General features: G+C 34.3%; 22 protein-coding genes. 16 read left to right on the top strand and 6 right to left on the bottom strand.

Annotated elements, in window-relative coordinates; genetic code table 11:
* Positions 1-29: 29 nt before the first annotated feature.
* Positions 30-545, bottom strand: a complete 516-nt coding sequence (locus LS48_RS01285) for a DUF4142 domain-containing protein (RefSeq protein WP_062619177.1) — start codon at positions 543-545, stop codon at positions 30-32.
* Between the two features lie 316 nt (positions 546-861).
* Between LS48_RS01285 and LS48_RS01275 the strand changes: the two genes are divergently transcribed.
* On the top strand, positions 862-1554 hold the full coding sequence (locus LS48_RS01275; RefSeq protein ID WP_062619174.1) for an RNA polymerase sigma factor: 693 nt from the start codon (positions 862-864) through the stop codon (positions 1552-1554).
* 598 nt (positions 1555-2152) lie between these two features.
* Here the strand turns inward: LS48_RS01275 and LS48_RS01270 are convergent.
* Both LS48_RS01270 and LS48_RS01265 read right to left on the bottom strand, forming a co-directional pair.
* Entirely contained in the window at positions 2153-4462 is a 2310-nt protein-coding gene (locus LS48_RS01270) for a T9SS type A sorting domain-containing protein (RefSeq protein WP_062619171.1), read from the bottom strand.
* Between the two features lie 99 nt (positions 4463-4561).
* Complete coding sequence (locus LS48_RS01265) at positions 4562-6220, bottom strand: tetratricopeptide repeat protein (RefSeq protein ID WP_062619169.1); 1659 nt, start codon at positions 6218-6220, stop codon at positions 4562-4564.
* Positions 6221-6707: 487 nt separating this feature from the next.
* Here LS48_RS01265 and LS48_RS01260 point away from each other — a divergent pair, with 487 nt between their 5' ends.
* From LS48_RS01260 to LS48_RS01205, 11 genes are all read left to right on the top strand, one after another.
* Positions 6708-7085, top strand: a complete 378-nt coding sequence (locus LS48_RS01260) for an OB-fold protein (RefSeq protein ID WP_062619166.1) — start codon at positions 6708-6710, stop codon at positions 7083-7085.
* A gap of 15 nt (positions 7086-7100) precedes the next feature.
* A complete protein-coding gene (locus tag LS48_RS01255) occupies positions 7101-7691 on the top strand; it encodes a T9SS type A sorting domain-containing protein (protein ID WP_062619164.1) in 591 nt (196 codons plus the stop codon).
* A gap of 5 nt (positions 7692-7696) precedes the next feature.
* Positions 7697-8545, top strand: a complete 849-nt coding sequence (locus LS48_RS01250; protein ID WP_062619161.1) for a DUF5777 family beta-barrel protein — start codon at positions 7697-7699, stop codon at positions 8543-8545.
* 109 nt (positions 8546-8654) lie between these two features.
* A complete protein-coding gene (locus LS48_RS01245; protein WP_235810992.1) occupies positions 8655-8924 on the top strand; it encodes a hypothetical protein in 270 nt (89 codons plus the stop codon).
* A gap of 5 nt (positions 8925-8929) precedes the next feature.
* Positions 8930-9475, top strand: a complete 546-nt coding sequence (locus tag LS48_RS01240; RefSeq protein ID WP_062619752.1) for a YceI family protein — start codon at positions 8930-8932, stop codon at positions 9473-9475.
* Between the two features lie 473 nt (positions 9476-9948).
* Positions 9949-12279 (top strand): TonB-dependent receptor, encoded by a 2331-nt coding sequence (locus LS48_RS01230; protein WP_062619154.1) that lies wholly within the window; start codon positions 9949-9951, stop codon positions 12277-12279.
* Between the two features lie 57 nt (positions 12280-12336).
* On the top strand, positions 12337-13596 hold the full coding sequence (locus tag LS48_RS01225; RefSeq protein ID WP_076692391.1) for a PepSY-associated TM helix domain-containing protein: 1260 nt from the start codon (positions 12337-12339) through the stop codon (positions 13594-13596).
* A gap of 355 nt (positions 13597-13951) precedes the next feature.
* Positions 13952-16177 (top strand): type I restriction-modification system subunit M, encoded by a 2226-nt coding sequence (locus tag LS48_RS01220; protein WP_062619152.1) that lies wholly within the window; start codon positions 13952-13954, stop codon positions 16175-16177.
* Entirely contained in the window at positions 16167-17426 is a 1260-nt protein-coding gene (locus LS48_RS01215) for a restriction endonuclease subunit S (RefSeq protein WP_204376462.1), read from the top strand. Before LS48_RS01220 ends, LS48_RS01215 begins: the two co-directional genes overlap by 11 nt.
* Positions 17426-18445: a hypothetical protein gene (locus LS48_RS01210; RefSeq protein ID WP_062619148.1), complete on the top strand. Its 1020-nt coding sequence runs from the start codon at positions 17426-17428 to the stop codon at positions 18443-18445. The genes LS48_RS01215 and LS48_RS01210 overlap by 1 nt, the downstream gene beginning before the upstream one ends.
* 28 nt (positions 18446-18473) lie before the next feature.
* Complete coding sequence (locus tag LS48_RS01205) at positions 18474-21734, top strand: type I restriction endonuclease subunit R (RefSeq protein ID WP_062619145.1); 3261 nt, start codon at positions 18474-18476, stop codon at positions 21732-21734.
* A gap of 38 nt (positions 21735-21772) precedes the next feature.
* Here LS48_RS01205 and LS48_RS01200 read toward each other — a convergent pair whose 3' ends face one another.
* The 3 genes from LS48_RS01200 to LS48_RS01190 are packed head-to-tail and all read right to left on the bottom strand — an operon-like array spanning position 21773 to position 23554.
* Positions 21773-22567, bottom strand: a complete 795-nt coding sequence (locus LS48_RS01200) for an ImmA/IrrE family metallo-endopeptidase (RefSeq protein ID WP_062619142.1) — start codon at positions 22565-22567, stop codon at positions 21773-21775.
* Positions 22548-22955: a hypothetical protein gene (locus tag LS48_RS01195; protein ID WP_062619140.1), complete on the bottom strand. Its 408-nt coding sequence runs from the start codon at positions 22953-22955 to the stop codon at positions 22548-22550. Before LS48_RS01195 ends, LS48_RS01200 begins: the two co-directional genes overlap by 20 nt.
* A complete protein-coding gene (locus tag LS48_RS01190) occupies positions 22931-23554 on the bottom strand; it encodes a sigma-70 RNA polymerase sigma factor region 4 domain-containing protein (protein ID WP_062619138.1) in 624 nt (207 codons plus the stop codon). Before LS48_RS01190 ends, LS48_RS01195 begins: the two co-directional genes overlap by 25 nt.
* A 99-nt stretch (positions 23555-23653) precedes the next feature.
* Here LS48_RS01190 and LS48_RS15465 point away from each other — a divergent pair, with 99 nt between their 5' ends.
* From LS48_RS15465 to LS48_RS01175, 4 genes are read left to right on the top strand one after another with little or no spacing between them, the layout of a single operon-like run.
* Positions 23654-23827, top strand: a complete 174-nt coding sequence (locus LS48_RS15465; RefSeq protein WP_193392780.1) for a hypothetical protein — start codon at positions 23654-23656, stop codon at positions 23825-23827.
* Positions 23828-23832: 5 nt separating this feature from the next.
* The gene (locus LS48_RS01185; RefSeq protein ID WP_062619136.1) at positions 23833-24249 is read left to right on the top strand and encodes a lecithin retinol acyltransferase family protein; all 417 of its coding nucleotides are present in this window, start codon (positions 23833-23835) and stop codon (positions 24247-24249) included.
* Positions 24242-25069, top strand: coding sequence for an SMODS-associated NUDIX domain-containing protein (locus LS48_RS01180; protein WP_062619135.1), 828 nt, complete (start codon positions 24242-24244; stop codon positions 25067-25069). The genes LS48_RS01185 and LS48_RS01180 overlap by 8 nt, the downstream gene beginning before the upstream one ends.
* On the top strand, positions 25070-26704 hold the full coding sequence (locus LS48_RS01175) for a nucleotidyltransferase domain-containing protein (protein WP_062619133.1): 1635 nt from the start codon (positions 25070-25072) through the stop codon (positions 26702-26704).
* Positions 26705-26790: the final 86 nt, after the last annotated feature.

Raw genomic sequence — 26790 nt, 5'->3', positions numbered from 1 at the left:
CTTTTTATTTAAATTTCAATATCACAAGATTACAATTGTTTTTGTACCATTTCAGCGTGACCCAAATGTGCTTCTAGTGCCGGTAAAACAGCTTCTAGTAATTCTTTAAGCTCGTTGTTGTCGGACTCGGGAATTAGCAAGTTTTTTACTGCGGCAATAACTGCTTTATGATATTCCACTTCATTATCTATATAGAGTTTATCAAATTCCTTAGTTTTAGCTTGGCGTAGTTTCTTTTTAGTTTTTTCAGCATTTTCCAATAATGATTTACTTACTGCGTTATCTTTTGGCGTAACGCTGAGCCTTGTTACAAGATCAACTGCCTGTTGTATGACGGCATTATGATCTGTTATCATTCGATTTGCAAACTCCAGAATTTTCTTATTTTTTGACTTTTTAAGTGCAATTTCCGCGTAGTTAATATCAATTTGGTTTGCAACAACAGCCACCGAAGCTACTTCTGGGTCTGATAATTCATTTTTTTGCTGAGCAAAGGAGATAAGACAAGTTAATCCAAAGAACAGTGTACATACTAGTGTTTTCATATTAAAGTTTTTATATTTAGTGCCCTTTGGATGCCGAAAATGAACAACGGTTACAAAAAAGTAAAAAATTATGAAATAGTCTTTTTGTCAATATTGATAGACTTTTCCTTTAACCGCTGTCTGGTTTATATAAGCCCTAGTATCTTATGCACCATTTATTTGCTGAAAGATTTTTTAGGTTATACTGATAATGCACACAATAAATACACAATTAAAAATATCATTATCACAAAAGGATATTGATACCGTATTTATTTTTTAGAGATATTTTTGTAACCTAATTGTTCTGAATACATCTAAAGATAAAACCTCGAACATGGCAGAAGAGAATACAGTTAAGAAAAAAGACGTTATTATAGATAATTTAATGCCAGATATTGTTGTTATACAAAGAATTCTGGAAGGTCAAACAGAAATGTTTGAGATATTGATGAGACGCTATAATGAGCTTCTATATAGAACCATCCGAAGCTATATAGATATTGATGCGGATGTTGAGGATACTATACAGGATACATACGTAAAAGCGTTTCAAAAGTTATATCAATTTAAAAATGAGGCTTTGTTCTCAACTTGGTTAATAAGGATTGGAATTAATGAAGCTTTGCAACGTATTCGAAAATCCAAAAAACATAAAACAGTGGATATTACTAATGAAAATGGCACACTTCAAATTGCCGATATGTCTTTTATGAATCCAGAAAGCAATTCTATTTATAAGGATTCCAAGGCTTTTATTGAAAAAGCCGTTGATGCGTTGCCACATAAGTACAAAATAGTATACATGCTTAAAGAAGTGGAAGGAATGGAAATTTCTGAAATTTCAAAAGGTCTTGACCTGTCCAATAGCAATGTAAAAGTAAGACTCCATAGAGCGAGAAATATGATGAAAGATTATATTCTAAACGCTACAAACACGCAGGATATTTTTGAATTTGGGAATTCCAAATGCGATAGAGTTGTCGAAAATGTAATGCGCCGAATACAAAACCTAGAAACCAATAAATAATTCCTTTACTATTTACTTTCTCGTTTTCATTTTACTTCTTACAGAGAGCGAGTTTTTTTATGATAATGTAAATTTTGTGACATTCTTGTTCAATATTTATGGTTCATAGGCTATTTTATTTTTCATTCTTCATATTTACGCTGATTCAAAATGATCTGGAATTAAAGAGAGTAGAGAAGAAAATAATACTAAAAACTTACTCTAGAAATGATAATTAAGGTTTATTTAAATAAACATTTAATATGGCATCATCTCTAATATAATTGAAAGAATTATTAAAATGTTTTTAGTTTTCATTTTATACACTACTTGCAAGATGTATGGCGCTTTGGATTGAAGGGTCTATTAAAATAATTTTAGTTTCTATCTTTAAAACCTTTTAAATCATCAAGAATCATATATGGTGAATCTGTGATTTGTAATTAACTTAAAGATTCTCTTTAAACTTGGCATTTGCTATCAGTCAAATTCTTAATTGCATCAACCACTCAAGGATTTGTATTCTAAATCTATCAATAAACAACAAGGATTGTTTTATAAAAAAGTGGAGCTACTAAATATAGCTCCACTTATATTTTTGCGTAAGGAAATGGAATTATTAATTTTTTACAAACCGTTTTATAAAACTGTCACCTTTGGTATTCTGGATAGAAATAAAGTAAATGCCACTTTCCAAATCTTCTACTTTAATTTGTTTTTCTGAGAGATTACCCATTACTCGTTGACCTTTAGCGTTATAAATATCGATAGATTTCACTTTATCGCCGTTTTCTTGAATTTTTAATATATCCTGAACAGGATTAGGGTAAACAATAAATGAGTTTATATTTTGTGAGGTGTTCGACATACCTAAGGTCATTAAATCAATTGTGTGTTTAACGAGGCCTAAATCTATTGTTGCCATATAAACATTCACACTACTTTCATTAAATTGATAGCCCATACTAAAGCTTCCTACATGCTTAGTAGCCTCTAAAGGAACTTCATTCCACGACATTCCGCCATCTGTAGTATATATAATTTGTGCATCTATGGAATCACCAAACAATGGTTGTCTGGTCATTCTAGATGCTACTGCGTGTAATTCATTATACTGAGAATAAGCTATCTTTTTTAAGTGAACTCCTTGATAAGTTTGGAACCAATTTTCTCCTTGATCAATCGTTTTAAAAATACCGACTTCGGTTGCTATCGTATATTCATTTGTATTAAAAGGACTTTGTTCAATATCGTAAACAATATTGTTTTCTGGTAGCCCATTACTTCTTTCAACCCACGAATTACCATAGTCGTTAGACAGATATACTTTAGGCCCTAAAGCAATAAAAACCAAATCTGAATTAATATCATCAAAAAGAACATCAAGTACGGGTTCAGATCTTGGAAGAATTACTTCTGTTTGAATGACATTATTTAGGTCCGTAAAATCTAAAATTACAGTACCTCCGTTTAAAAATGAAGCCCAAACGACATTTGAATTTCTCAGATTTTGATTTATACTCATTATATCATCAAAAAAATTGGTGAATAGTACGTCATAACTCCTTCCAAAATCACTACTTACACTCAAATCTGAACCTATGAAAGAAGAGGTGTATCGGTAAACTCGCCCCATCATTGATTTATGAATATGGTAAAATGGAGGAGGGTCATTACTAAAAATGCCTAAAGGTATAATGTCCATAGCCTCAACCTCATTGGTTTGCATATCTTGATGAATCAACCCTTGTTGGGCTCCGTAATATAGATGAGTTTCTGTATCTTCTTGTATCTCAGTAAAATTTGACGGGAAAAATGGATTTAAAAATTGAATAAAACTTGCACCATAATCCGTAGACCATAATGGGTAAAAATCACTGTTTATAAATACTTCCCCCTCCACAATAGGATTAAATGAAGCATGTAACCCGTAATAATAACCGGTAGAAGAACCAATTGGATGTAGGTATTTATTAAATGTTTGCCAGTCATCTCTCGTAACTACTATTTCATTTTCCTCTAAAACTATAGTGGTAGTAGGATTTTGAGGATTAATTACAATAGCGTTTATATTATCAAGTATACCGTTCTCCCAAGAAATTGGTATAATGTTCCAGGATGTGCCTCCATCTACTGACTTATATAAGTTCTCTGAATGGCTACTATTCCTGCGTCCAATAGCAGTTCCTAAAAAAATTGTATCGCTGTTTTGTGGATGAAAAGTGATAGGATTAAATGTAATGCCAGGCATTTTTTCTTCCCAAGTTAGGCCGGCGTCATGCGATATAAATAACCCCCCGAAAGTTTCATTCGGACTCTGGCCACGAGCGATAAATAGATTTTCAGGATCTGTAGGATTAATTGCTACATTATTTACAGCTACGAGATTATAGCTATCGGCTGAGTAAATTTCAGACCAGTTTTCACCACTATCGCTAGTATAATATACTAGCTTGTAACCTGTGCCATACAATCTATATTCCAAAGACAACATTGCAATAGACGGATCTTGTTTATAAATAGAATAAGAATTTAAAAAAATATTTTCTGCATCAGAAGGTACAGGCGCAAGGTATTTTGAGACAGCGCCATTTGCAATATCTAATAGATAGATACCATTGTCTTCAAGGAAAGTTGGTGACTCTACAAGAAAACTAAGCATACCATTTAGTGTGTATTCTAAACGCTTAAAATGATTAGAGTTCCCTTCTTGACTATAAATAATTTCCCAAGTTTCTCCTTTGTCATTAGATTGTAAAATATGATTCATTTGTGAAAGTGCATATATCCTATTTTCTACCGTAGGATCAAAAGTGATATCGTATATCCTTCCGTACTCGCCAACACTCTCCAAAGAAATTTGTGATTGGACATTTTTGCTGCAGAAGAATACTGCAAGCATCATAATAACTGCCGTAAAATTTTTCATAATAGTTTATTTTAAGTTTGGTTCAAAAGAAACTATTAGGCATATGAAGCACAAATTATAAAACCTAAAAACTGTGACCCTATGAAATAATAGTGTGACTCAATTATAAAAGCCTGATATGTAGTCATATAAAGTGGAGCTGTCATTTAAATTCATTTTTTTGGAAATACGTTCTCGTCGTTTTCTACATGCTTCATAGGTAATATTAAAAACAGTAGCTATTTCTTTATTTGTTAATTTCATAAAAACATAGCTTATAAATCGAAGATCATTCACGTTCAAATTTGGATGCTCTTTTTTGATGGCACTTATAAAATTATGGTTTACTTCTTCAAAATGGTCGATAAAATCTTTCCACTCTTCCTCAGATTGTACGATATTCTTTAATTTAGTAATGTAATCTTTCAAATTTCCTGGTTGCTGTCCATTCTGTACTTGTTGTTCCAAGTCTGTAATAATAGATTGAAGCAATTCATTTCGTTGAATTAAATGAAGTGCCTTAACTGAAAGTTTTCGGTTGCGGAAATCTATTTCATTTTTAAGACGCTCTTCTTCAAGCAGCGATCTGACCTCTTCTTCATTTAACTTCTTTTCTAAAAGAAGTTTCTCATTTTTCTCTTTTTCAAGTTCTAAAGCCATAACTTCCTCATTTCTAGAATGTATAATTTTTCGCTGTTTTCCTTGGATATAAGTTGTGCGTAATGCCAAAGCTATTAGCAGAATTATTAATACTGAAGCTACCAATAAAGTTTGAAATTTTTTTTTGCTTGTCTTCATTTCTTCTTGATTAGCCTTTAATTGACTCTGATAGTTTTGAACTTCAAATTTAATCTGATTTGTTTCAAAGAGACGACCATTTTTAATTTCATTCCATCGATTTGAAACAGATAAAACAGAATCTTTCGCAATAAGAGCGAGCTCCAATTTGCCAGTTTTGGTGTAGATTTTTGATAACTGCATATAGGCATCTAAACGAGATTCAATTTGGTTAGAATATTTCAGCATAGCATCAGCGCGCTCTACAGCTAAGAACATATTATTTTGATTATACGCAATATTTGAAAGCAATAGCAAGACGTCTGTAACCAAATCTTCATTACCATGCATTCTTAATTCAGGTAAAATTTGCAGTAGGTTATTCTTTGCTTCTTTATACAAGCCCAAAAGGCTCAATGTTTCTGCCTGCCCAACTAACGCTTGTTGTAATATTCTTGGATTTTCATTTAATAGCGGAATTGCCTCCTGAAAATATGCCAGCGCTTTATCTAACTCGCCAGTTCGGTTCGCAACCAAACCTAAATTTACAGCATACAATCCTTTCTTTTTAACCTCTTTATTTTCGATTGCTATTTTATATGCCTTATTAAAATATTCGTACGATTTGCCATATTTTTTTTCCTTTGAATACAAAATTGCAATGTTGTTGAGAACGATCATTTCATATTTGCTACTCAATTCATGAATGGCTATAGAGTAGGCTTTTAAATAGTTATTTAAAGCTTCGCCATAGTCAAACAGAGAATAATAATTTGCTCCAATATTATTGAAAGCCAAAAATTGTTGTTTGTCCCATTTATTTTCGGTTGCTAGTGATTTAGCTTCTATGAGTAATTCAAGTGATTGAGTATACTTGCCTTTATTAAGTAGACTTACTCCATTTTTTATCAGATTATCACAATATGATAAATTTCCATCCTGTCCTTGAATAGTTCCATACATAATCATGAGGAATAGGAACATCAATATTTTTTTGTACATATTTTATTGATTAAAAATAGAGTTTATACCTTCTAGTTAGTATTGAAGAAAATTATTTTGATTTGGTATCGTCAAATTTCAAATCCTTACATCTGAATTATTTGAACGATTTATATAACTTCATTAATTTCTTTTGAAATCCGTTTCGCTGAAGGGCACAAGAGACCTTAAAAATTTATTCTTACATAAAAACACTTACAATATTTTAATTGAGCCTGGTTAATTATATTGTTCTCTTTAGAGAAAAAAAACTTATTAATGTTACAACTGAGTATAATTATTGAAATCTGCTGTTGTTATAGATAAGTCATCTGCTATAAATAGGAAGCAATTAAATTGTAACCTTACTTCATTTTTTTAATCCAATAGTAAAGCATTTCTGGTTGTATACGGAATCATAAAAGCTAAGAGAATCCAAAACTTCGCTTTTATAGTAAGCTATAACAATAGGTGCTGTATTATAAAATTGTATATAATCAAAATATTTATGAAAAAGTTCTGGATTCTAACAGCGGTGGCTTTTTTGGTAGTTCTAGGATATAGCTATCTATACAAAGACCATCAGAATATAGAAGTTGAAGCCGCCGAAATTTCATTGTCAGCCCAACAAATTCATTCAGAATTGAGCCATGAACCTTTAACTTCAATAAATACTTATGAGAATAAAGTTATAGAAATCTATGGCTTTGTATCAGAAATAAGCGAAACCGCAATCACGATAGATGACAGGGTATTTTGTCAATTTTCAAAGCTGATTTCCCAACAGGAAATAGCGCTACATTCAAAAGTTACCATAAAAGGACGGTTTATAGGATATGACAATTTATTAGAGAAGGTAAGACTTGACCAGTGTATTATTAATTAATTTAAATATATAACAATGAAAGCAAAATTATTATTTCTAGCCTTTTTGGGCTTTTTAACAACAAGTGCACAAAACACCTACAACCTAGATTGGCGAATGGGTATGGGCAGCAATGTAAATTTAACTATTGATCAGGGGGACACCGTTATTTGGACTTGGAAAGATTCGTCGCCCCATACAGTAGAGAATGAAGTGGGAAACTCTGTAGAAACATTCAATAGTGGAGTTATTTCCGGAATGGGAGAAACCTATGCCTATACATTTACGGTAGCAGGCGATAACAGATACTTTTGTGGAGTCCATGGAGCCAATAGCATGTCGGGCACAATTACGGTTAATGAAGTTTTAAGTATAGAAGAAAACGAACTAAATAAAATACATATCTATCCAAATCCTTCGACATCAACTTTAAATATAGTACTTCCAAAAAGTATTGAGACTGGACACATAACTGTATTTGACATAACAGCTAAACAAATTTATTCAAAAGATTTTAATACTAATACGGATGTTTCAATAAATATTGTGAATTGGAGTCCTGGAAGCTATTACGTGAAGGTTATTTCAGGTGATCATACGTTAACTAAGAACTTTATTAAAAACTGATCCCTTTGCAAAAATTTTTACTACTAATTTTGTGGATACCGCTTTTTGGCACTGCCCAAGAAGAACTCCTCGCCGAAATTGACACCAATTCAATTACCGATGATGATGCGACCGCCGTGTTTAAAGGACTTAAAATTGTAAATTTTGAATCCACAAAATTAGTAGCTAAAAAAGAATTCACCCTTGTAATTTCACATAGGTTTGGAAGTATTGAAAATGGTTTCGACAGCTTCTTTGGCCTTGATGATGCCGTTACCAGAATAAATTTTATTTATGGCATTGCAGAAGGGTGGAATATTGGTGTATCACGTAGTTCCTACCACAAAATTTACGAAGGTTCCTTAAAATACAGATTGGTGAAACAACAGAAAAATGGATTTCCATTTAGTATTGTTGGATATAATTCTGTGATGATCAATACAGGTTTAGATTCAGAAAACCTTCCACAATTGAAATTTAAACACCGCTTAGCGTATGCCACACAAATATTAATCTCCCGAAAAGTTAATTCCCGTTTTTCTATGGAAATGATGCCTACTTATTTTCACGATAATTATGTGGTGGTTAATGAGCAAAGCAACGCCCAGTTTGCTATTGGACTTGGAGGTCGATATAAATTGGGAAAGCGATGGTCTCTAAATATGGATTACGGCCTGCATGTAAATCGAGCTAGCAATTCACCCTTCAAAAACCCACTATCGATAGGCGTCGATCTTGAAACGGGAGGTCATGTTTTTCAGATGCACTTTACCAATGCCCAACCTATGAATACCAATGGATTTTTGGGCCAAGCCACAGGCGATTGGACCAATGGGAATGTCTATTTCGGGTTTAATTTGAGCAGGGTATTTTAACGCAATAAGTATGAAAAATAATTTGTTTCTAATAACACTACTAAGTTTAACAATGCTTATAATTAGTTGTACTAGTGCTAGTGAAGACGATTTAATTAATACAACGCCAATGCCCGAAGTAATAACTTATGAGGCAAATGTAAAGTTCATTATAGACAATAACTGTATAGTATGTCATTCCAATCCGCCACAAAATGGTGCGCCTAAGCCTTTAGTTTTTTACGAGAATGTAAAGGAAGCAGTTGAAAACAGAAATCTCATCGGGAGAATTTCAAGTGAAGATCCTTCATTTTTAATGCCGCTTGGAGGCCCTAGATTACCTCAAAATTTGATAGATATTATCATTCAATGGAATGAAGATGGATTAATTAAAGAATGAAAATTATGAAAAATACTGTCATTATCTTTTTAATTTTTACCTCCATTGCAATTGGTCAAAATAAATTTATAACCAAAACCGGAACAATAAATTTTGAAGCTTCCGTACCCTCTTTTGAAAGGGTGGCAGCAACTAACAATTCGGCAACTGCAATAATTAATAGTGAAAATGGCGAACTTGCCGTGCTCGCATTTGTAAAAGCTTTTCGATTTGAAAATGCTTTAATGGAGGAGCACTTCAATGAAAATTATGCAGAATCAGACAAGTTTCCAAAAGCTACTTTTAAAGGTAAAATTCTCGATTTCATTTTTGATAATCTCAATGGCACTACCAATTTACTTGTTCAAGGTGATCTTGAATTTCATAATGAAACCAAACACTTCGCACAAATTCCAATTAGTCTAAAATTAAAAAACAATAAAATTTATTTATCGGGAAGATTTAGCGTACTAGCTTCAGATTTTAAGATTAAGATTCCCAAGATTGTACAAACTAAAGTTTCAAACACTGTTGAGGTAGTCTTCAATTTCGAACTTTATAAAAAACAATAATTTCAGTTGCATAGAGCGATTACCATATTATTAGTTATTTGTTTGCATTTACAGCCTCTCAATAATGTATGTGTTGTGATTAATTATATAATTAATCAAGACTATATTAAAGAATACTTATGTATAAATAGAGACAGAGAAGACCTGCAATGTAATGGAAAATGTTATTTAATTAAGCAACTGAAACAAACTGAGTCCAAAAATGAAACAGATGGCCAATTTCCTTATCTGAAAATTACTAAAATGGAATATGTTAAATTCTCATTTTTGAGTGATAACTATTTACACAAAGTGATTCCATTATTTGAAAATAAACACAGTCATTATTTTCTAAGTACTTATTTTCAGATAAACGGGGAAATCTTCCACCCACCAAGAGTTTAATTCTATATATCAGTAAAAATACTTCAACCCTCGGACATTTTTTTAAACCTAATGTACTACCGGGCTAATTTTTAATATAGACTTAAACGATGAAAACAAATATATTGGCAACCCTTTGGGTATGCATATGTGTACAGTTTTGCTATGCACAAAAGTTAACGGGTACCGTTACAAATGAAGACGGTACTCCTCTAAAGGACGTAAACATTTCAATTCTTGAATCAAATAAAGGAACCACCACAAATGAAGATGGATACTTCGAATTAAATTTAGTAAAAGGAAACTATGATGTATACATTTCTTTTATTGGTTACAAGTCTCAAACTTTTACTAAAACTATTACAAATAAAAATCTAAGTGTTAAAGTTCAGCTGGAACGTGACTTTTCGATTTTGAACGAAGTGGTGGTTTCGGCAAGTAGAGAAGAACAACTGAGGACGGAAGTCCCGGCAGCTATCGGAATCATAGATGATAAATCCATCGCAGAGACAAAAGCGTTTGGTATTGATCAATTGGTCAATCAAGTGTCGGGTGTATTTATGTCTACCTCGCGCGCAGCGAGTAACGAACAACATTTTATGACTGTACGTTCACCTATTTCAACAAAAGCGCTTTTTCTCTATCTGGAAGATGGTCTTCAAATTAGGCCGACATCCGTTTTTAATCACAATGCTTTGCTTGAAATGAACGATATTTCATATAAGAGAATTGAAGTACTAAAAGGGCCTGCATCAAGTATTTATGGAAGTGAAGCTATAGGTGGTAGTTTCAATTTTATAACAAAATCACCGACGCCAGAGCTTACTGCCACTTTAGGATATCAAGTCAATGACATCGGTTTAAGTCGATACGAGATTGAAATTTCGGATAAAACCAGCGAAAAATTTGGTCTTTATCTAGGTTCACATTTTGTGAACCGGACCGACGGCCCCATTGAACATAGTGATTATGAAAAGTTCGCGGTGACTTTTAAAACGGTTTATGATATTTCGGATAGATTAAACTGGAGACATGTTTTTGACCTTATTGATTATCGTTCAGACATGACCGGTTCACTTACAGAAGACGATTATTTTAAGGGAAACTTTGAAAGTGACCAAACGTTTACCGAGAGAGATGTACTTTCGTTTAGAATGCGCAGTACATTAACCGCAAGATGGAACGACCATCAAAAAACCACCTTCAATACTCTTTATCGAAATAACAAAATTGATCAAAACCCATCCTATCGCATTCGTCAATTTCGAGAAATGGGGCAATTAACGGGTTTGGGTTTAGGTGAGATAAATTCTAATCAATTCAATAGTTATATGGCTTTGGTACAACATAAAGTACGATTGGGTTTCAAAACCTCATCACTAATTGTCGGAGCTACAATAGATTATTCCCCACAAGATTATGTTGCAGAAAATATAGATGTTATCGTTGATACAAAAACAGGGCGAAATATTGATTTCAGTATACGCGAAAATGATTTTATTCTAAACTACAAAGCTGATATCCTGAACTATGCGGGGTTTTTTCAATATGAAATCGAACCTTTGGAGCATTTTAGGGTTACTGCCGCATTGCGCTATGATGCATTTAAGTATGATTATCAAAATCGTTCCGAACATTTAGGTGTACCCTCATCTAAAGACACTTATGATAATTGGGCACCAAAATTAGGAGTTAATTATAATTTTGAAAACGGTAACGGCTTATATGCGAACTACTCACGTGGTTTCACACCGCCACAAGTTTCCACATTGTACCGCAATAGAAATGGGCTCATAGATATAAAGCCAAGTATCTATGACAACTACGAAATTGGAGGTTACTTTAGATTCAATGACAAATGGAAGTTGGATGCTGCCATTTATTTATTAGAGGGAAAGAATACGCTAATCACGCTACGTGATGAGCAAGATAACTTTTTCAATACCAATGCTGGTAAAACAAGATCCTATGGTATAGAGTACGGTATCACTTATTTCCCATTTAAAAAATTGTCTATCTCACATAATGGAAGTTATGCCATCCATCGCTATGTCCAGTTTTTTGACGCCGGTGTAGAATATTCGAATACTGATAGGGAGTCTGCACCCAATTTATTGGGTACCTCATTGATAACATACAGACCGTTCAAGGATTTCAGTATAGCCACGGAGCATGAGCTGGTAGGCAATTATAATACCAGTTTTGAAAACCAGGTAATTAATGATAAAGAAGTTAGGAAAACAGCAACCTATAATGGTCATAACATTTTTAATATTAGAGCAATCTATAGATATGGGAAAATAGAAGTTTGGGCACATTTACTCAATGTTTTTGACAAACTCTATGCAACAGAAGCATCCTATAACCAATTTAGGCAAGGAAATAATTATACCATTGGTAACCCTCGTGCTTTTCATTTAGGTGTGCGATTGCACTTGTAAAAAAGGAACATATTAAAAACTACTTATCTGTAAAATGTAGGTTTAATACTTTAAAAAATGAAAAACAAAAAGTTAAATCAATGGCTCTGGAAATGGCATGTAATCGCAGGTCTTATTTCAGCACCTTTCATCGTATTATTGGCAATAACAGGAGGCATCTATTTGTTTAAAGATACTTATGAAAAAGGAGGGAAAGATAACATAGTTAAGGTAATACCTTCAAATTATGTTCATTCATATGAAGAACAGCGAAACGTTGCGGATTCAATTTTAGGAAAAGCCCATTCAGCAATGATAGTTTCTTTCAACGATTCGCTTGCTACACAATTTATATCTGGAAACTTTGGAGATAGAAAGAGTATTTATATAGATCCTTATTCGAATAAAACTACAGGTATTATCGCTGACACTGAAGGTGTTATGTACAATATTCGAAAAATGCATGGTGAACTATTATTGGGTACAGTGGGTACGCTAATTGTAGAACTTATTGCAAGTTGGATGGTCGTTCTTCTAATTACGGGAATGTTTGTATGGTGGCCTTTGCGAAAGTGGAAGATACAGGGTTTTTTAGTACCTAGATTCAATATGGGAAAAAAAATTTTGTTCCGTGATTTACACGCCATTATAGCATTTTGGATTTCTACTCTTTTACTACTTGTTCTAGCTGGCGCTTTTCCTTGGACGGAGATTGTGGGATTTAATTTTAAAAAAGTACAGGAAATAACAAATACAGGATTTCCTAAATCTTGGATGGGCAATGAGCTTTCCAAGCCTTCAAATCAAGATATAATTCCATTAGATAAGATCGTTTCAATAGCGAGTGAATTAAACTTGCCAGGTGAAGTAAAAATAGACTTCCCAAGAGGACCAGCTGGTGTCTACAGTATAGGAAACACCTATTATACCGATTTAAGTTTACAACAAAAATTTCATTACAATCAATACTCTGGCGAACTTATATTGCATCAAAATTGGGAAGATGTTGGTATTCTTATGCGAGGAAGGATGTGGGTTATGGCATTTCATCAAGGTCAATTTGGCGCGTGGAATTGGTGGCTGATGTTATTTATAGCAGTTTTTCTTGCATTAACGACTTTGGCTGCAATTCTATCTTATTTCTCAAAAAAACCAAAAAATAAATGGATTATCCCTAAAGTTCCGAGAAGTTTTAACGTTACGCCGGGGCTAGTGGTTCTTATCGTATTACTTGGTTTACTTTTTCCATTATTCGGAATTTCCGTACTTATAATTGTTTTTTTAGAGAAAATTAAAAAGTTTAGACAATCTAATTTAAATGGAGAAAGGGCATTGTAAATACTAAAACTGTAATATGCAAATTTGCCTAGTCATTTTGAAATTTTCTTTATCTAGTAAAACTAAAACGACTGGGTTATAGTCCGCCGGATGGACTCTCTTCTTGAATTGAAATTTATTTCAGCGGCCAATGAATAAGGAGTGACATATTATATGCTAGAGAATTCTTCCGATTCTACCATAATTAATATAAAATGGTTTATAATTTCGGGCGTGTGACTTAATAGCTTTATTTATCCTTACACTTACCACTAGTAGAAAAGAGATAAAGAATACCCTTCAAAATTTTAAGATTGTTAAAGTGCCTAAAATTTTCTAATTTGGAAACTTTACCAACAAATACCTAAATCCCTGAATGACAAATCAAGAGCTTAAAAAACTGAATGAGAATTTATGGAGTGCTGCAACAAAAATGCGTGCAGATTCAGATTTAAAACTCAATGAGATAGATACTCCTCTCCTAGGACTGATTTTCTTAAAGTTTGCAGACAATAAATACTCTCTTATTGAGAGTGAAATAGAAGCAGAACTAAAAGCTCAAGAGGATAGTAGACGGCAACGGCCCGTTCACGAAATAGCAATAGAAAAGTGTGGTTTTTACCTTCCTAGAAAAGCACGGTACAACTATCTATTAAACTTGCCTGAAGAAGAAGACATTGCCAAAGCAATAAAAGAGGCAATGGATGAGATTGAAAGTTATAAACCAGAGCTTAAAGATGTCCTTCCGCAAGATGAATATTTTGCTCTTTCTAGAATTGATAGTTCCTTATTAAAGACACTGCTTAAAAACTTTTCTGATATTCCCGTTACTGCATCTGGAGATATATTCGGAAAAATCTATGAGTTTTTCTTAGGCAAATTTGCAATGTCTGAAGGTCAAGGAGGTGGTGAGTTTTACACACCTACTTCAGTAGTAAAATATATGGTGGAGGTTCTGGAGCCTTATGAAGGAACTGTTTTTGATCCTGCCTGTGGTTCTGGGGGAATGTTTGTTCAATGTTCCAATTTCGTGGATAGAAGAAAAAACGGCCAAGCAATGGGAGCAGAGAAGAACCTGTTTGTCTATGGCGCAGAAAAGACCTTAGCGACTGTTAAGTTAGCAAAAATGAATATTGTGGTAAACGGCCTGCGCGGAGATATAAAGCAAGCCAATGCCTACTATGAAGATGCCCACGACTCATTTGGAAAGTTTGATTACGTAATGGCTAATCCTCCTTTTAATGTTAAGGATGTGAATTATGATCGAATTAAGGATGATAAGCGGTTTAATACTTACGGTATACCACAAAACAAATCGGCTAAAGCAAAGAAAACCAAGGATGGGGACGTAAACTTTGTGCCTAACGGAAATTATCTCTGGATAAATCTTTTTGCTACTTCTTTAAAGCCAAACGGAAAAGCTGCTTTGGTTATGGCAAATTCGGCTTCTGATGCCAGACATTCGGAAAGAGATATTAGAGAGACTTTGGTTAAAAAGGGGTTGATTTCCCAAATGGTTACAATGTCATCTAATATGTTTTCTACTGTTACACTTCCAGCTTCATTGTGGTTTTTTGACAAATCCAAGGAGGTATTGGATTTCGAAACTGAAAAAGAAAATATCAAAATCCTTTTTATCGATGCTCGCAATGTTTACCGGCAAGTAGACAGAGCACATAGGGAATTTACTCAAGAGCAAATCTGGAATTTAGGGGTTATCAGTCGCTTATATGAAGGCCAAGAAAACAGATTTATTGAACTTGTTGATTTGTACTTGAAAAATGTCAATGATCTTTTACCAAACTGCTTGAGCAGTTTTCAAACTGTTATTGATTCTTATAACACATTTTTTAGTTCATTTAAGAAGTGGTTTGAAAGCAAGGAGTTTAGTAAGGAGGAAGCTCTTCACGATGAATTTGAAGGACTGTTGGATTTTTTCACTTCAGAAGGATTACCTAAAAATCATTTTGTTCAACAATACGAAAGGGTATTTACAGCTCTTAATACTTATTTTGAAAAAGGATTGTCAACTAACAAAGCGCAGAGCGAGGTTGAGTTAGTTTTGAAAGATTTTGAAGAAGAAAAACGCACTGTAAAAAAAGCAATTGAAAAGGCATTTCGAGCTTTAGAGAAAAATTATAAAATTGCAGATAAGGGTTTTAAAGAGAAAGATGAAAAACTCTGGAAAAAGATTGAAAACTTTAGAAACCTCACTACCAGCTTAGAAAGGTTTATTGAGCACACGAACGAGCGTATAAATTCAGAACCCGTTTTTACAGAAGACACGGAAGGTAAGTCTGCTATTTATTTTATCAAACAAATCCAATGGTTGCAAGAACGTTTTCCAGAGGGGAAATATGAAGATGTAATTGGGCTTTGTAAAGTAGCGAATTATGAAGAAGTTAAAGAACAGGATTTCTCTCTTAATACTGGTCGTTATGTAGGAGTAGTTATTGAAGAGGATGGGATGACAGAGGAAGAGTTTGTTGAAGAAATGATTCGACTGAACACTGAACTCAATGTGGAAAGTGTAACTTCCTTAGAGTTGTTAAGTACGATAAATAAAAACCTGGATAATTTAACTGATGCTTATGAGGTATAATGACCAATTTAAAAAGTTAGATGATGTTGGATTTATAGGGAGAGGAAAATCCAAACACCGACCTAGGAATGATGAGAGTTTGTATGGCGGGAATTATCCATTTGTTCAAACTGGTGATGTTAGAAAAGCGGAATACTATTTAACAGAATACTCCCAGACTTATAACGATAAAGGGCTTGCCCAAAGTAAATTATGGAACGAGGGAACCCTTTGTATCACCATAGCAGCTAATATAGCTGAAACAGCTGTGTTAGGAATAAAAGCCTGTTTTCCAGATAGTATAATTGGTTTTATTCCAGATGAAGAGAAAGCAGATGTAAGGTTTATAAAATACTGTCTTGAAACGTATAAGATTCAAATGCAATCTATCTCGCAAGGTGCTACACAGGACAATTTAAGCCTTGAAAAACTTCGCTCTATTAATTTTTCAATTCCAGAGCTTAAAATACAGCAGGACATTGCCGAAGTTCTATATTCTTATGATAAACTAATTGAAAATAACACCAAACGCATATCCATTCACGAACAAATGGCAGAGCAGCTTTATAAAGAATGGTTTGTTAGAATGCGTTTTCCTGGTTATGAAAAAGCAAAGTTTGTTAAGGGGATTCCTGAAGGATGGTTTTTGAAGAAAGCAAAAAGTATTTTCAATATAAATATAGGTAAAACACCACCTAGAAGTCAACCTAAATGGTTTACTAATAATGGTCAAGGGACTAAATGGGTTTCCATTAGTGATCTTAGTAAATCATCGTTATTTGTGTATTCAACTAATGAAGAAATTACAAGTGAAGGTGTTGCGAGACTCAATATGAGAAAAGCAAAGAGGAATACTGTTATTTTAAGCTTTAAGCTTTCTGTTGGAAAGGTTGCTATAACTGCGTGTGATATGGTTACCAATGAGGCTATAGCACATTTTAATAAATCGAAAGACTATGGTTATGTCAATAAGGAATACACCTATTTGTATCTTAAAAATTTCGCCTATGCTGAATTAGGAAACACTTCTTCCATAGGAATTGCGTTGAACTCAAAGATTATTAAAGATATGCCCTTTGTAATTCCAGCAAGAGAATTGTTAGAGGATTTTGAAAGAATTGTATTGCCGTTATTTAATAATATCGATCAACTCAATTTGCAAAACAACAATCTTCGAAAAACAAGAGATCTATTGCTTCCGCGTTTAATCAGTGGCAAACTTCAAATTAATACCGAAAGTAAAAAGTTAAACCAAGAAGCAAATACCTAATGGCAAAAGAAATTCGATTGTTCAATGATTATCATACCAAGGAAAACATTCTTTCCAATCATTGTGGTGTAATGTTGAAAATGCTATATGAGGAAAATCCCAAGAGTTTTGAGGAGGTGATTTCTGTATTGTCGGGATTGGATTTTGCAGTTACGCCATCCTTTGAACAACAGATAAAAAAGAGTAATAGCTATCCAGACATTGTGATAGAGCAACCTTCATTTGCGATATTTTTTGAAACTAAAAGAACCAATTGGTTTCACGATCCTCAAATAGAGAGACATTTAAAAAGTCTTCATAAAAACAGAGATCACAATATTCTATTTCTCCTTTCCAACTTTGAAGAAGATAGGCCGGAAGAAATTTTTAAAATGCAAATTGCAGATGCTTATGAGAAGTATGACATTCATATTGTACCCATTACTTTTGAGCAATTGGTTGAAACTTTAGAGACCACTGAGCATTCTGATAATTATAATCGATATTTGGATGAGTTTCGAGATTTCCTCGATCGGAATAATTACTTGCCTACTTGGAAGTATATGCTTGACGTAGTTAACTGTGCGAGTACAATTAATGAAGTCCACGATTATAATGTATATATGTGTCCAGCTACGGGTGGTAAGTATAAGCACCGACGCGGGAAGTATTTTGGGGGGTATAAGCAGAAAAATGTAAAATATATTCACGAAATAAAGGCTTTGGTTATTGCCGAGGAAGGTGGGGAAAATGCAGTGGTGGAATGGAACAACTTTAATTTTGATGAAAAGGAACTTATTACAGAGGCTTTGGAAAAAGTCAATTTACTACGAAAGGAAGAGGTTATGAATCGAAATATGCAGGTTTTTTTATTACAAAACCCTGCTGAGGTTAATTTTAGAAAGGACTCTGATGGTGGGTTATATTCGAGTAAGAAATACTTTAAAAATATCGCACAGAAATTTCCTTCTGAAAGCTCAAAAGAATTAGCTGAACAGCTACAGGGAAAAACTTGGGAAGAGGTTGAGAAGATGATTTGATAAACAATGGATATTAGAGTGGATTAGTATGAGAAATTTTTTATCTGAAGATGACATAGAAATTGCAGTAATGCAAACATTGGGAAATCAAGATTCGCCTTGGCGCCAGCTTAATTGCTATACTGCCAATGCGGAAGATCTTAATGATAGGTCCAATCGATCAGATAAAAGTGAGGTGGTTTTTAGGGATATACTATTGGACCGCTTACGCTATCTTAATAAAGGTATTCCGGAAGAAGGCATCCAACAAGCTCTGTCTGTGCTCACAAGCGGGAAACGGGCGATGAGTTTGATTAATGCGAATATTGAAATCTACAACTACATACGAAACGGGATTCAAGTAACTTTCGATAATGCCACGGGAAAAGAGGAGAAGGTCACATTAAGAGTAATCGATTTCAACAAATCTTCAGAAAACGATTTCTTGGCTGTACAGCAACTTTGGATAAAAGGAGAGTTAGGATACAGAAGACCAGATGTTATTCTATATATCAACGGTCTGCCTTTGGTTCTTATAGAGCTTAAAAACAATAATGTTTCTATTAAAAATGCCTATTCAGATAACCTTACCAATTATAAAAAAGAGTTGCCACAACTTTTTTGGTATAATGCGATCACGATATTATCTAATGGAAAAGAAACCCGGCTAGGATCTTACACAGCTCCTTGGGGGCATTTTGGCGAATGGTTACGGAAAGAAGATGAGAAGGAGCGCCCAGACAAGAAGAGTATAGCTCAGAGCGGTGTAAGTTTAAAATACACGGTAAACGGATTGTGTACCCATTCAAACCTTTTGGATTACATAGAAAGTTTTATAATGTATTTTAATTCAGCCTATAAAATTTGTGCTAAAAACCACCAATTTTTAGGGGTGAATAAGGTGATAGATTCTTTTACCGAAAGGGAAGAGCGGGATGGGAAATTAGGCGTTTTCTGGCATACACAAGGAAGTGGAAAATCTTATTCGATGGTTTTCTTTACCCGTAAGGTGTTTCGGAAATTCACAGGGAATTTCACGTTTTTGGTTATTACCGATCGCAAGGATCTAAACACTCAGATTTACAGAAATTTTGTTGATATGGGAGCGTGTAAAGAAGCAGATACTTCCTTGCCAAATAATAGCACCGAATTACGTGACGTATTAAAAACGAATAAGAAATATATTTTCACTCTAATCCATAAGTTCAGATATGACAAGGGAAAAGAATATCCCTTAATATCTGATAGGAATGATATAGTAGTTATTGTAGATGAAGCTCACCGTACTCAATACGCTTCATTGGCGGAGAATATGCGAATAGGGTTGCCTAATGCTCAATTTATCGCTTTTACAGGTACACCTTTATTGGGAAAAGAACGAAAAACAAACGCTTGGTTTGGGGAATATGTTTCCGAATACAATTTTGCCCAGGCTATTAGTGATGGAGCCACGGTACCTCTATACTACGATAAGAGACTACCGGAAGTGCATATAGTGAATGACGATCTCGACGAAGATTTAGCGGAAATACTGGAGGACGAAAACCTGGATGAGCAACAACAACAAAAACTTGAAAATAAGTTCTCTAAAGAGATGGAGGTCATTAAAAGAGATGACCGTTTAGAAACCATTGCTCACGATATTGCCTATCATTTTCCGAGAAGAGGTTATTTAGGGAAAGGGATGGTAATTTGTGTAGATAAGTTTACTGCTGTCAGAATGTATGACAAAGTTGACAAGCATATCAAGGAACAATTAAAAAGACTTAGAAAAGAACATAAGGATGCATTATCCAATGAAAAGAAACAGGAACTAAGGAGGGTAATCGACTTCTTGAATAGGCTTGAAATGGCGGTGGTTATCAGTGAAGATGCAAATGAGAATGAAGTCTTTGATGATAAAGGATTGAATATTCAGTTTCATAGGGACAAATTAAATTCACTAGATGAGCACCAAAACAGTGTAGAAGACAATTTTAAAAATGAAGATAATCCATTACAATTAGTTTTTGTGTGCGCAATGTGGCTAACTGGCTTTGATGCACCCACTGTTTCGACACTTTATTTGGACAAACCAATGCGGAACCATACGCTTATGCAAACCATCGCGCGAGCGAATCGAGTAGCGCCAGCGATAGATGGAGTAGAGAAGCGAAATGGGTTGGTAGTGGATTATTACAACGTATTTCGGAATATAAAAAGGGCACTTGTTGATTACGGAAATGGAGAGGATGCAGATGGGGACCAAAATCCAGAAGGAGAGGATCCTGTACAGGATTTCGCACAGCTTTATGTATTGTTAGATGAAACTATAGCACTATGTGAAAGCTTTTGTTTGTCGCAAGGCATTAATTTGCGAACCATTGTTGAGAGCGGAGAGACATTCTCTAAATTAGAATTGTTTGATGACTTCGCAAATATTTTGTTGGGCAATGATGATTTAAGAAAGGAGTTCAATGTTTATGACAATACGGTTGTTGGGCTTTATGAGGCCTGCCGACCAGACATTTTGAAATATCGCGCAAAATATGCTATTGTTGAGGTGATTCATTATTTGCGAGGCGTTATAGATTCCCATATTGGCTTTGCCAATATTGAAAGAGCTGAGGATAGGATTTCCGAGCTTTTGGATCAAAGTGTATTAATAAGCGAAGATGCTAAAGGTTTGTATCCCTCAAATGAAGAAGGTGCAAAGTATCAAATCAAAGCTTATAAAAAGGAACTCAATTTATCGACGCTCAATTTTGAAAAGTTAAGAGAGGAGTTTCCAAAGACAAAGCATAAGAATATTGAAATCGCAGATTTAAAGTCATTTTTGGAGAGTAAGCTTGTTGCAATGCTTGATGATAATGTAACTCGAATTCCTTTTGCGGAACGATTTCAAGCCATTATTGAACGATACAATGCAGGCGGTAGAATGACTGAGGATTATTTTGAAGACTTGATGAATTTTGCAGAGAATCTTAGGGCTGAAGAGGAAAGAGCTATTCGAATGGAGCTCAGCGAAAGTGAATTGGAACTTTTTGATCTAATTCAGAAAAAGAAGTTGACTAAGAAGGAGGAGCAGGATGTCAAGAATGCCGCAAGGCAACTATTAAAGCGCTTGAAAGAAAAAAAACCTTCAGTGCTCATTCAAGACTGGTATAAGGATACGGTAACTCAGTTGAGGGTTAAAAGTGCTATAGAGGAACTTTTGGATACGGACTTGCCTAAGAGCTATGATAGAAAAGATTTTTCTAATGTTTGTAACCGGGTTTATAATCACGTTTTTTTACAGGCTTCGAAAGGGAAGGGATGGGTAGCGGCTTAGGTGAGGGTTGGAGTTTAAATTTTATTTTAACTTAGTGACTATGCTTCCCAAATTAGGCTTATTATTGTTTTATACTGCTTTGTAGGAATACAGTACTCATAAAAATCAATATCGTCTTCCTGATAGTTAAGTTTGAACCAAGTGGATTTACTTATTAACTGTGCTTTTTCAGCCCCCTTGTATATAAAGTCATAATCGGCTTCTAGATACTCCATAGCTACAGAGTTTTCGGGTGGTGGAAGTTTTGTTATATCGGGTATCCAAACTTTTAAATCATTTGATTTTCGCCAATAGTGAATTTTGCCATTAGAAATAAATACCACAAAAACTGGTACAATATCTAGAGTTAAAAGCCTGAAAATAACAGAGGTTATACTTGTTTTAAATCTGGTGCTAATATCTTTTATTAATTGTGGACTAAAGGGTTTATTGATAATATACTTTCGAAATGCGTTTTCCGGCATTAATAGCTCACTAGCAAAGTCATTTGCTTCATACTCTTGGACTCCTTTTTGAGCTTGTTTTTCAATATTGAACCAATTAAGGGTCTTTGCATTATCGTTATGTAACTCTAGTTTTTTATGTAAGAAATGGTGACCTAATTCGTGAGCAGCCACAAATCTTTTTCGTTGCTCACTTATAAGAGATTTATTGACCTTTATTAAAGTTCTGAAATTTCCTCTTACAATTTTGCCATCAGAATTATGTAGGTCTTCTTCCTTGTAGATTATGTCAAAACCACTCATTAAATCTTCCATTGAAATATCGCTTATATCCTCACAACCGATTAAATCCAGGATTTCTTTGGCTTTATTACTTCCCTTCTGATTCACTCTCAATCATTTCAATTATTTCGATCAAATTATGATCTTTGATTATCTCTTTTATCCCTTCTTCATTGATTTCCTTCAGTTTACTGTATTGAAATTTAACCTTGTTCTGATTAATTAAATTATTTAAAAAAGCAATTGGTTTATCTAGGCCTTTGTTTAACGCATCTTGAAAATATTGCGTAGCAGTAAGTAATAATTCTTCCTGTTTTTCACGGTTAGCTTTTGCCCTTAATTTAAATTTTAATTGTTTGATAAATTTGTCTTGATAAGCATTTCGGGTATCTAAATCGACACCTGCTTCCGCAAGAGATTCTCTTACAGCCTCAATAGGATAAGACTGCTCAAAGTTCCTGATGCTATCTTTTATTGTTTTTTTAAGCTTATCCATTGTGTATCTAGTTTAATTGTTTTTCTTCTCAATCTTTTATAGATATTGTTGATTTCTTTTATGGGTAGACTCATATATTCCGCTACCTCTTTGGGGGTTTTAATACCGGCAGTCCAACATTCGAAAACTTCTATCTCCAAATTGTCCGAACCTTGCTCTTTCAGTGAAGATATCCACCTTTGAATATTAGTGTCGTCATCAATTTTGTCAAAGCTTTTATCGATAACACCTTGCTCTATATCCTCGGAATAATAAACGTCTGTTATATAGCTTTCTTCCGAATATTCAGAATCATCTTCCTCATTGTCGTCATCATCCGGTCTAACCTTACCTTTTTTGAAAAAATAATTCAGATCACTTCTTAAGGTTCCGAATATAAAATTTTCAAATGAACCCTTTCCCATATCCCATTTTCGAGTTCCATCACACGCTTTCATTAAAACAGTTTGACAGAAATCTTGGAATTGTAGACCGTTTTTATTTTGATCAGTCTTATCATAAAACCTTCCACGAACGTAATCCTCCATCTTATCTAAAAGATCTTTTAGATCAAGATTTTCAAGAGTTTCTAGTATTTGAGAAGTTGTTGCGATGGCCATTCAATGTAAATATGCTTAAAAAAACTAAAATTTTGCCATATGGTGGCAAAAAATATTAATAAAAGAGCATATAACATTAGTAACACTAAACTTTAATATATGGCAACAAATAAACCAACTGGAGACAATGCTCGAAAGGGAGCTGTAAAACAGAGGTCACAAGTACTCAATCCAAAGACTAACTTGTTTGTGAAAAGGGATAACGAAACAGGACGCTTTATGGATGTAAAGACAACTGGAGGAAAATTTAAAGGAGTTCGTAAGGAAAAATAAATATTATGATGACCACATTTCAAAATTCACCATCCCTATTTGCTGGTGACGTGCTAGTAGCAAAAAAGCGAAAAGGGCTGGGGAGAATCCTTAACCATTATATCGTTTATGCTGGGATGAACACTTTTGTAGGAAACCTTTTTGATGGCGTTAAGATTTTGTCTGACCGAGAGCTAATGGAATTATTAAGAGAATACGAGCCAGTCAGTGTACGAAGGTTTATAGGTTCGTTTCATCAGCGAAATGAAGCTGTCAATAGAGCATACTCTATGTTAGGAGCACGGTATAGTCTCTTAAACTTCAACTGTGAGCACTTTGCAAATTGGGTGCAGTTTGGAAAATGTGAAAGTGGTCAAGTGAAAACTGGATATGCTCTACTTGGAAGTTTAATTTTATTAAAATTACTTTTTTCCGATGAGTAATGATTTAAAAAGATTTTTCGGGTATTGTGCTCTCTTTATAGTGGCATTGGGATATCTCGTTTATAGGTATGTTTTTTTGGAATCTGTAACAGTACTCCATACGGAATTATTAGTGCCCATATCGGTGACCTTAATGACGACTTGTGCCATAGGTGTTTATGAAACGATAAAATGTCAAGGTAAATACTTTTGGACTGCTGTAAAGTGTTCTCTATTTATTCCTAATAAGAAAACCTATGTGTCCCTAAGTTATTTATTAAGGATAAAGATTTCAGGATCCGAAGGGTATTTCTTGGTTAAGGGATCCAAGGTTGAGCAGTATCAGCCAGTTGGCGGGGTTTATAAACTAGTAGGTAACAAGGATATCTACAAGGAATGGGAAGCTCATCCAAAACCAGATAAAAAAAATAGTAAGGATTTGCGTTTTTTTGTTAAGGCCAAGCACATTCCCGATATAATAAGATGGTTCAAGTCGCGGAAAGATAGGGAGACTGGCGCTTGGAGGGAGTTTTATGAGGAAGTTTTGGAAACGGAAATTTTAACAAAAGAAAATTTCCAAACCATTCGCACTGAATACTTGTATTCCCACGAAAATATCCTTAGTAAACAAAATAGATTCGAAGATGAACAGTACCACACTCTGATCTATGACATATTTCAGATTGAGTTAAATATGAATCAGCTACGGGAGTTAAAAGCATTATTCGCAAGGGATACGTTTACGAACCAGTATGCATTTGTCACCAAAGATGAAATTGAAAAGGAATGCTTTCAGGATCACAAACTAAGAATAGGACAACACACTAAATTTATAATATAGATGAACTTTCAAGAATACTTATACAATCACGGCTTCCAAAGGGAAGATTTGCTCGCCAGGCTAGCGGAATCACTGGAGTTGGGCGAAACACGCTCCAAGAAAATGGAGACTGCATACAATGCAATTTATGACCTTTTAAAAGGAGATCCAGTTTTTTTCTCAAAGATTGATTTTGTTGTCTATCCCCAGGGATCGAAGGCTATTGGAACTACTACAAAGCCTATTGGAAAAGATGAGTTTGATTTGGACATTGTAGTACAGATTAGAGATCTGTATTATAAATATAGTTCGTCAGAGATTTATAATCATTTAATTCGAGTGTTTACTGAAAACGAAGTTTATCGTATTAAACTGGAACCTAAGAACCGTTGCGCTCGTATAAATTATTCGGGGGATTTTCATCTTGATGTACTTCCCGGATGCATTATCATCGAGAATGGAGACAGATTGAAAGTCCCAGATAGAGAGTTGGCATCTTGGACTTCTTCATTTCCAAAGGGCTATTCTGGCTGGTTTTTAGATAGGGCTCGAGATGTGAGACAGCCTATTTTATTGAGAAAGGCCTTTAGTGATTTTGTTTCCTTAAATGAAGCGAAAGCAGAGCAGGAAGATTTGCCCAGTGAGAATATTTATTTAAAAGAGCCTTTGAAAAGAGCTGTTCAACTTACAAAGCGTTATCGTGATGTATATTTTAGTGAGAAGCCTAAGTATAGAACGTCAAGTATAATATTGACAACTATTTTTGCACAGTTTTATCAAGGGGAAGCTTCAATTTATGAAACCATCGACAATGTTCTTAATCGTATTTTGGAGCATTATTCTGAATATCAACAACTTTTTGAAAGCAGAGGTGTTTACAAAAGGATTAAGGTGCTTAATCCAGTTGATCCTGAAGAGGACTTTACTGATAAATGGGACAAGGATAATGAATATTATATCCAGTTTATAGCTTTTGCAAAAAGCTATAAAGAGAAATGGGAACGTCTTAAAAAGGGGGATTTTGGAATTGCTGAAGAATTGTTTGGAAGCACAAGAACCAAGACTATTTTAAAAGCGCAAATGGAAGATTTTTCTAGAGGCCAAGGCGATACCCTTGAAAAAGCGGGTCTTACGATATTGACAGGGAATAACTATGTTGATTCCAGAGGTAATATAACCGAAAATAAGGGCTATAAGAGTGCGCCAAACCGTAATTACGGGGGTCTTGAATTAAAACTTAACCAAGGCAACCTTATCAAAGACTCCAAAAACTATATTGCTGCGCATATACAAAAACAGTTTATTGAAGATAATTTTCCTTGGTTGTGGACTATGGTGAAAGACGGTAAACTATTAGGTAAAGGAAAAATAAAGCCAAATGGTTGTAAGAAAGAATATGAATTGTTGGTAGAATATGATATAAATAGAACAGGTAGAAAGGAAAGAGTTTTTGTTCTCAATGACAATAAAATACAATTTGGGAATACACCTCACTTATATCCTGGCAATAGTCTATGCCTTTACTATCCTAAAGATCTTCCACTTTTCTTGGATTTAAATTTTGTGGATGTTATTCCTTGGATTTCGGAGTGGCTTGTTATGTACGAGTTATGGAATAAATATGGGGTGTGGCTGGCGGATGAGGTTAAACACTAACTTTACTTTTTTGCTTTAGTTATTGTTTCCGATCCATAACGGAATTTAGATTGAAGGAGAGTAGCACTGGATGGAGACTACGACAA

The sequence above is a fragment of the Aequorivita aquimaris genome (assembly GCF_001573155.1).
Classification (GTDB): Bacteria; Bacteroidota; Bacteroidia; order Flavobacteriales; family Flavobacteriaceae; genus Aequorivita; species Aequorivita aquimaris.
The sequence above is the reverse complement of the archived record's forward strand: the minus strand, read 5'-3'. Positions and strand labels throughout refer to the sequence as shown.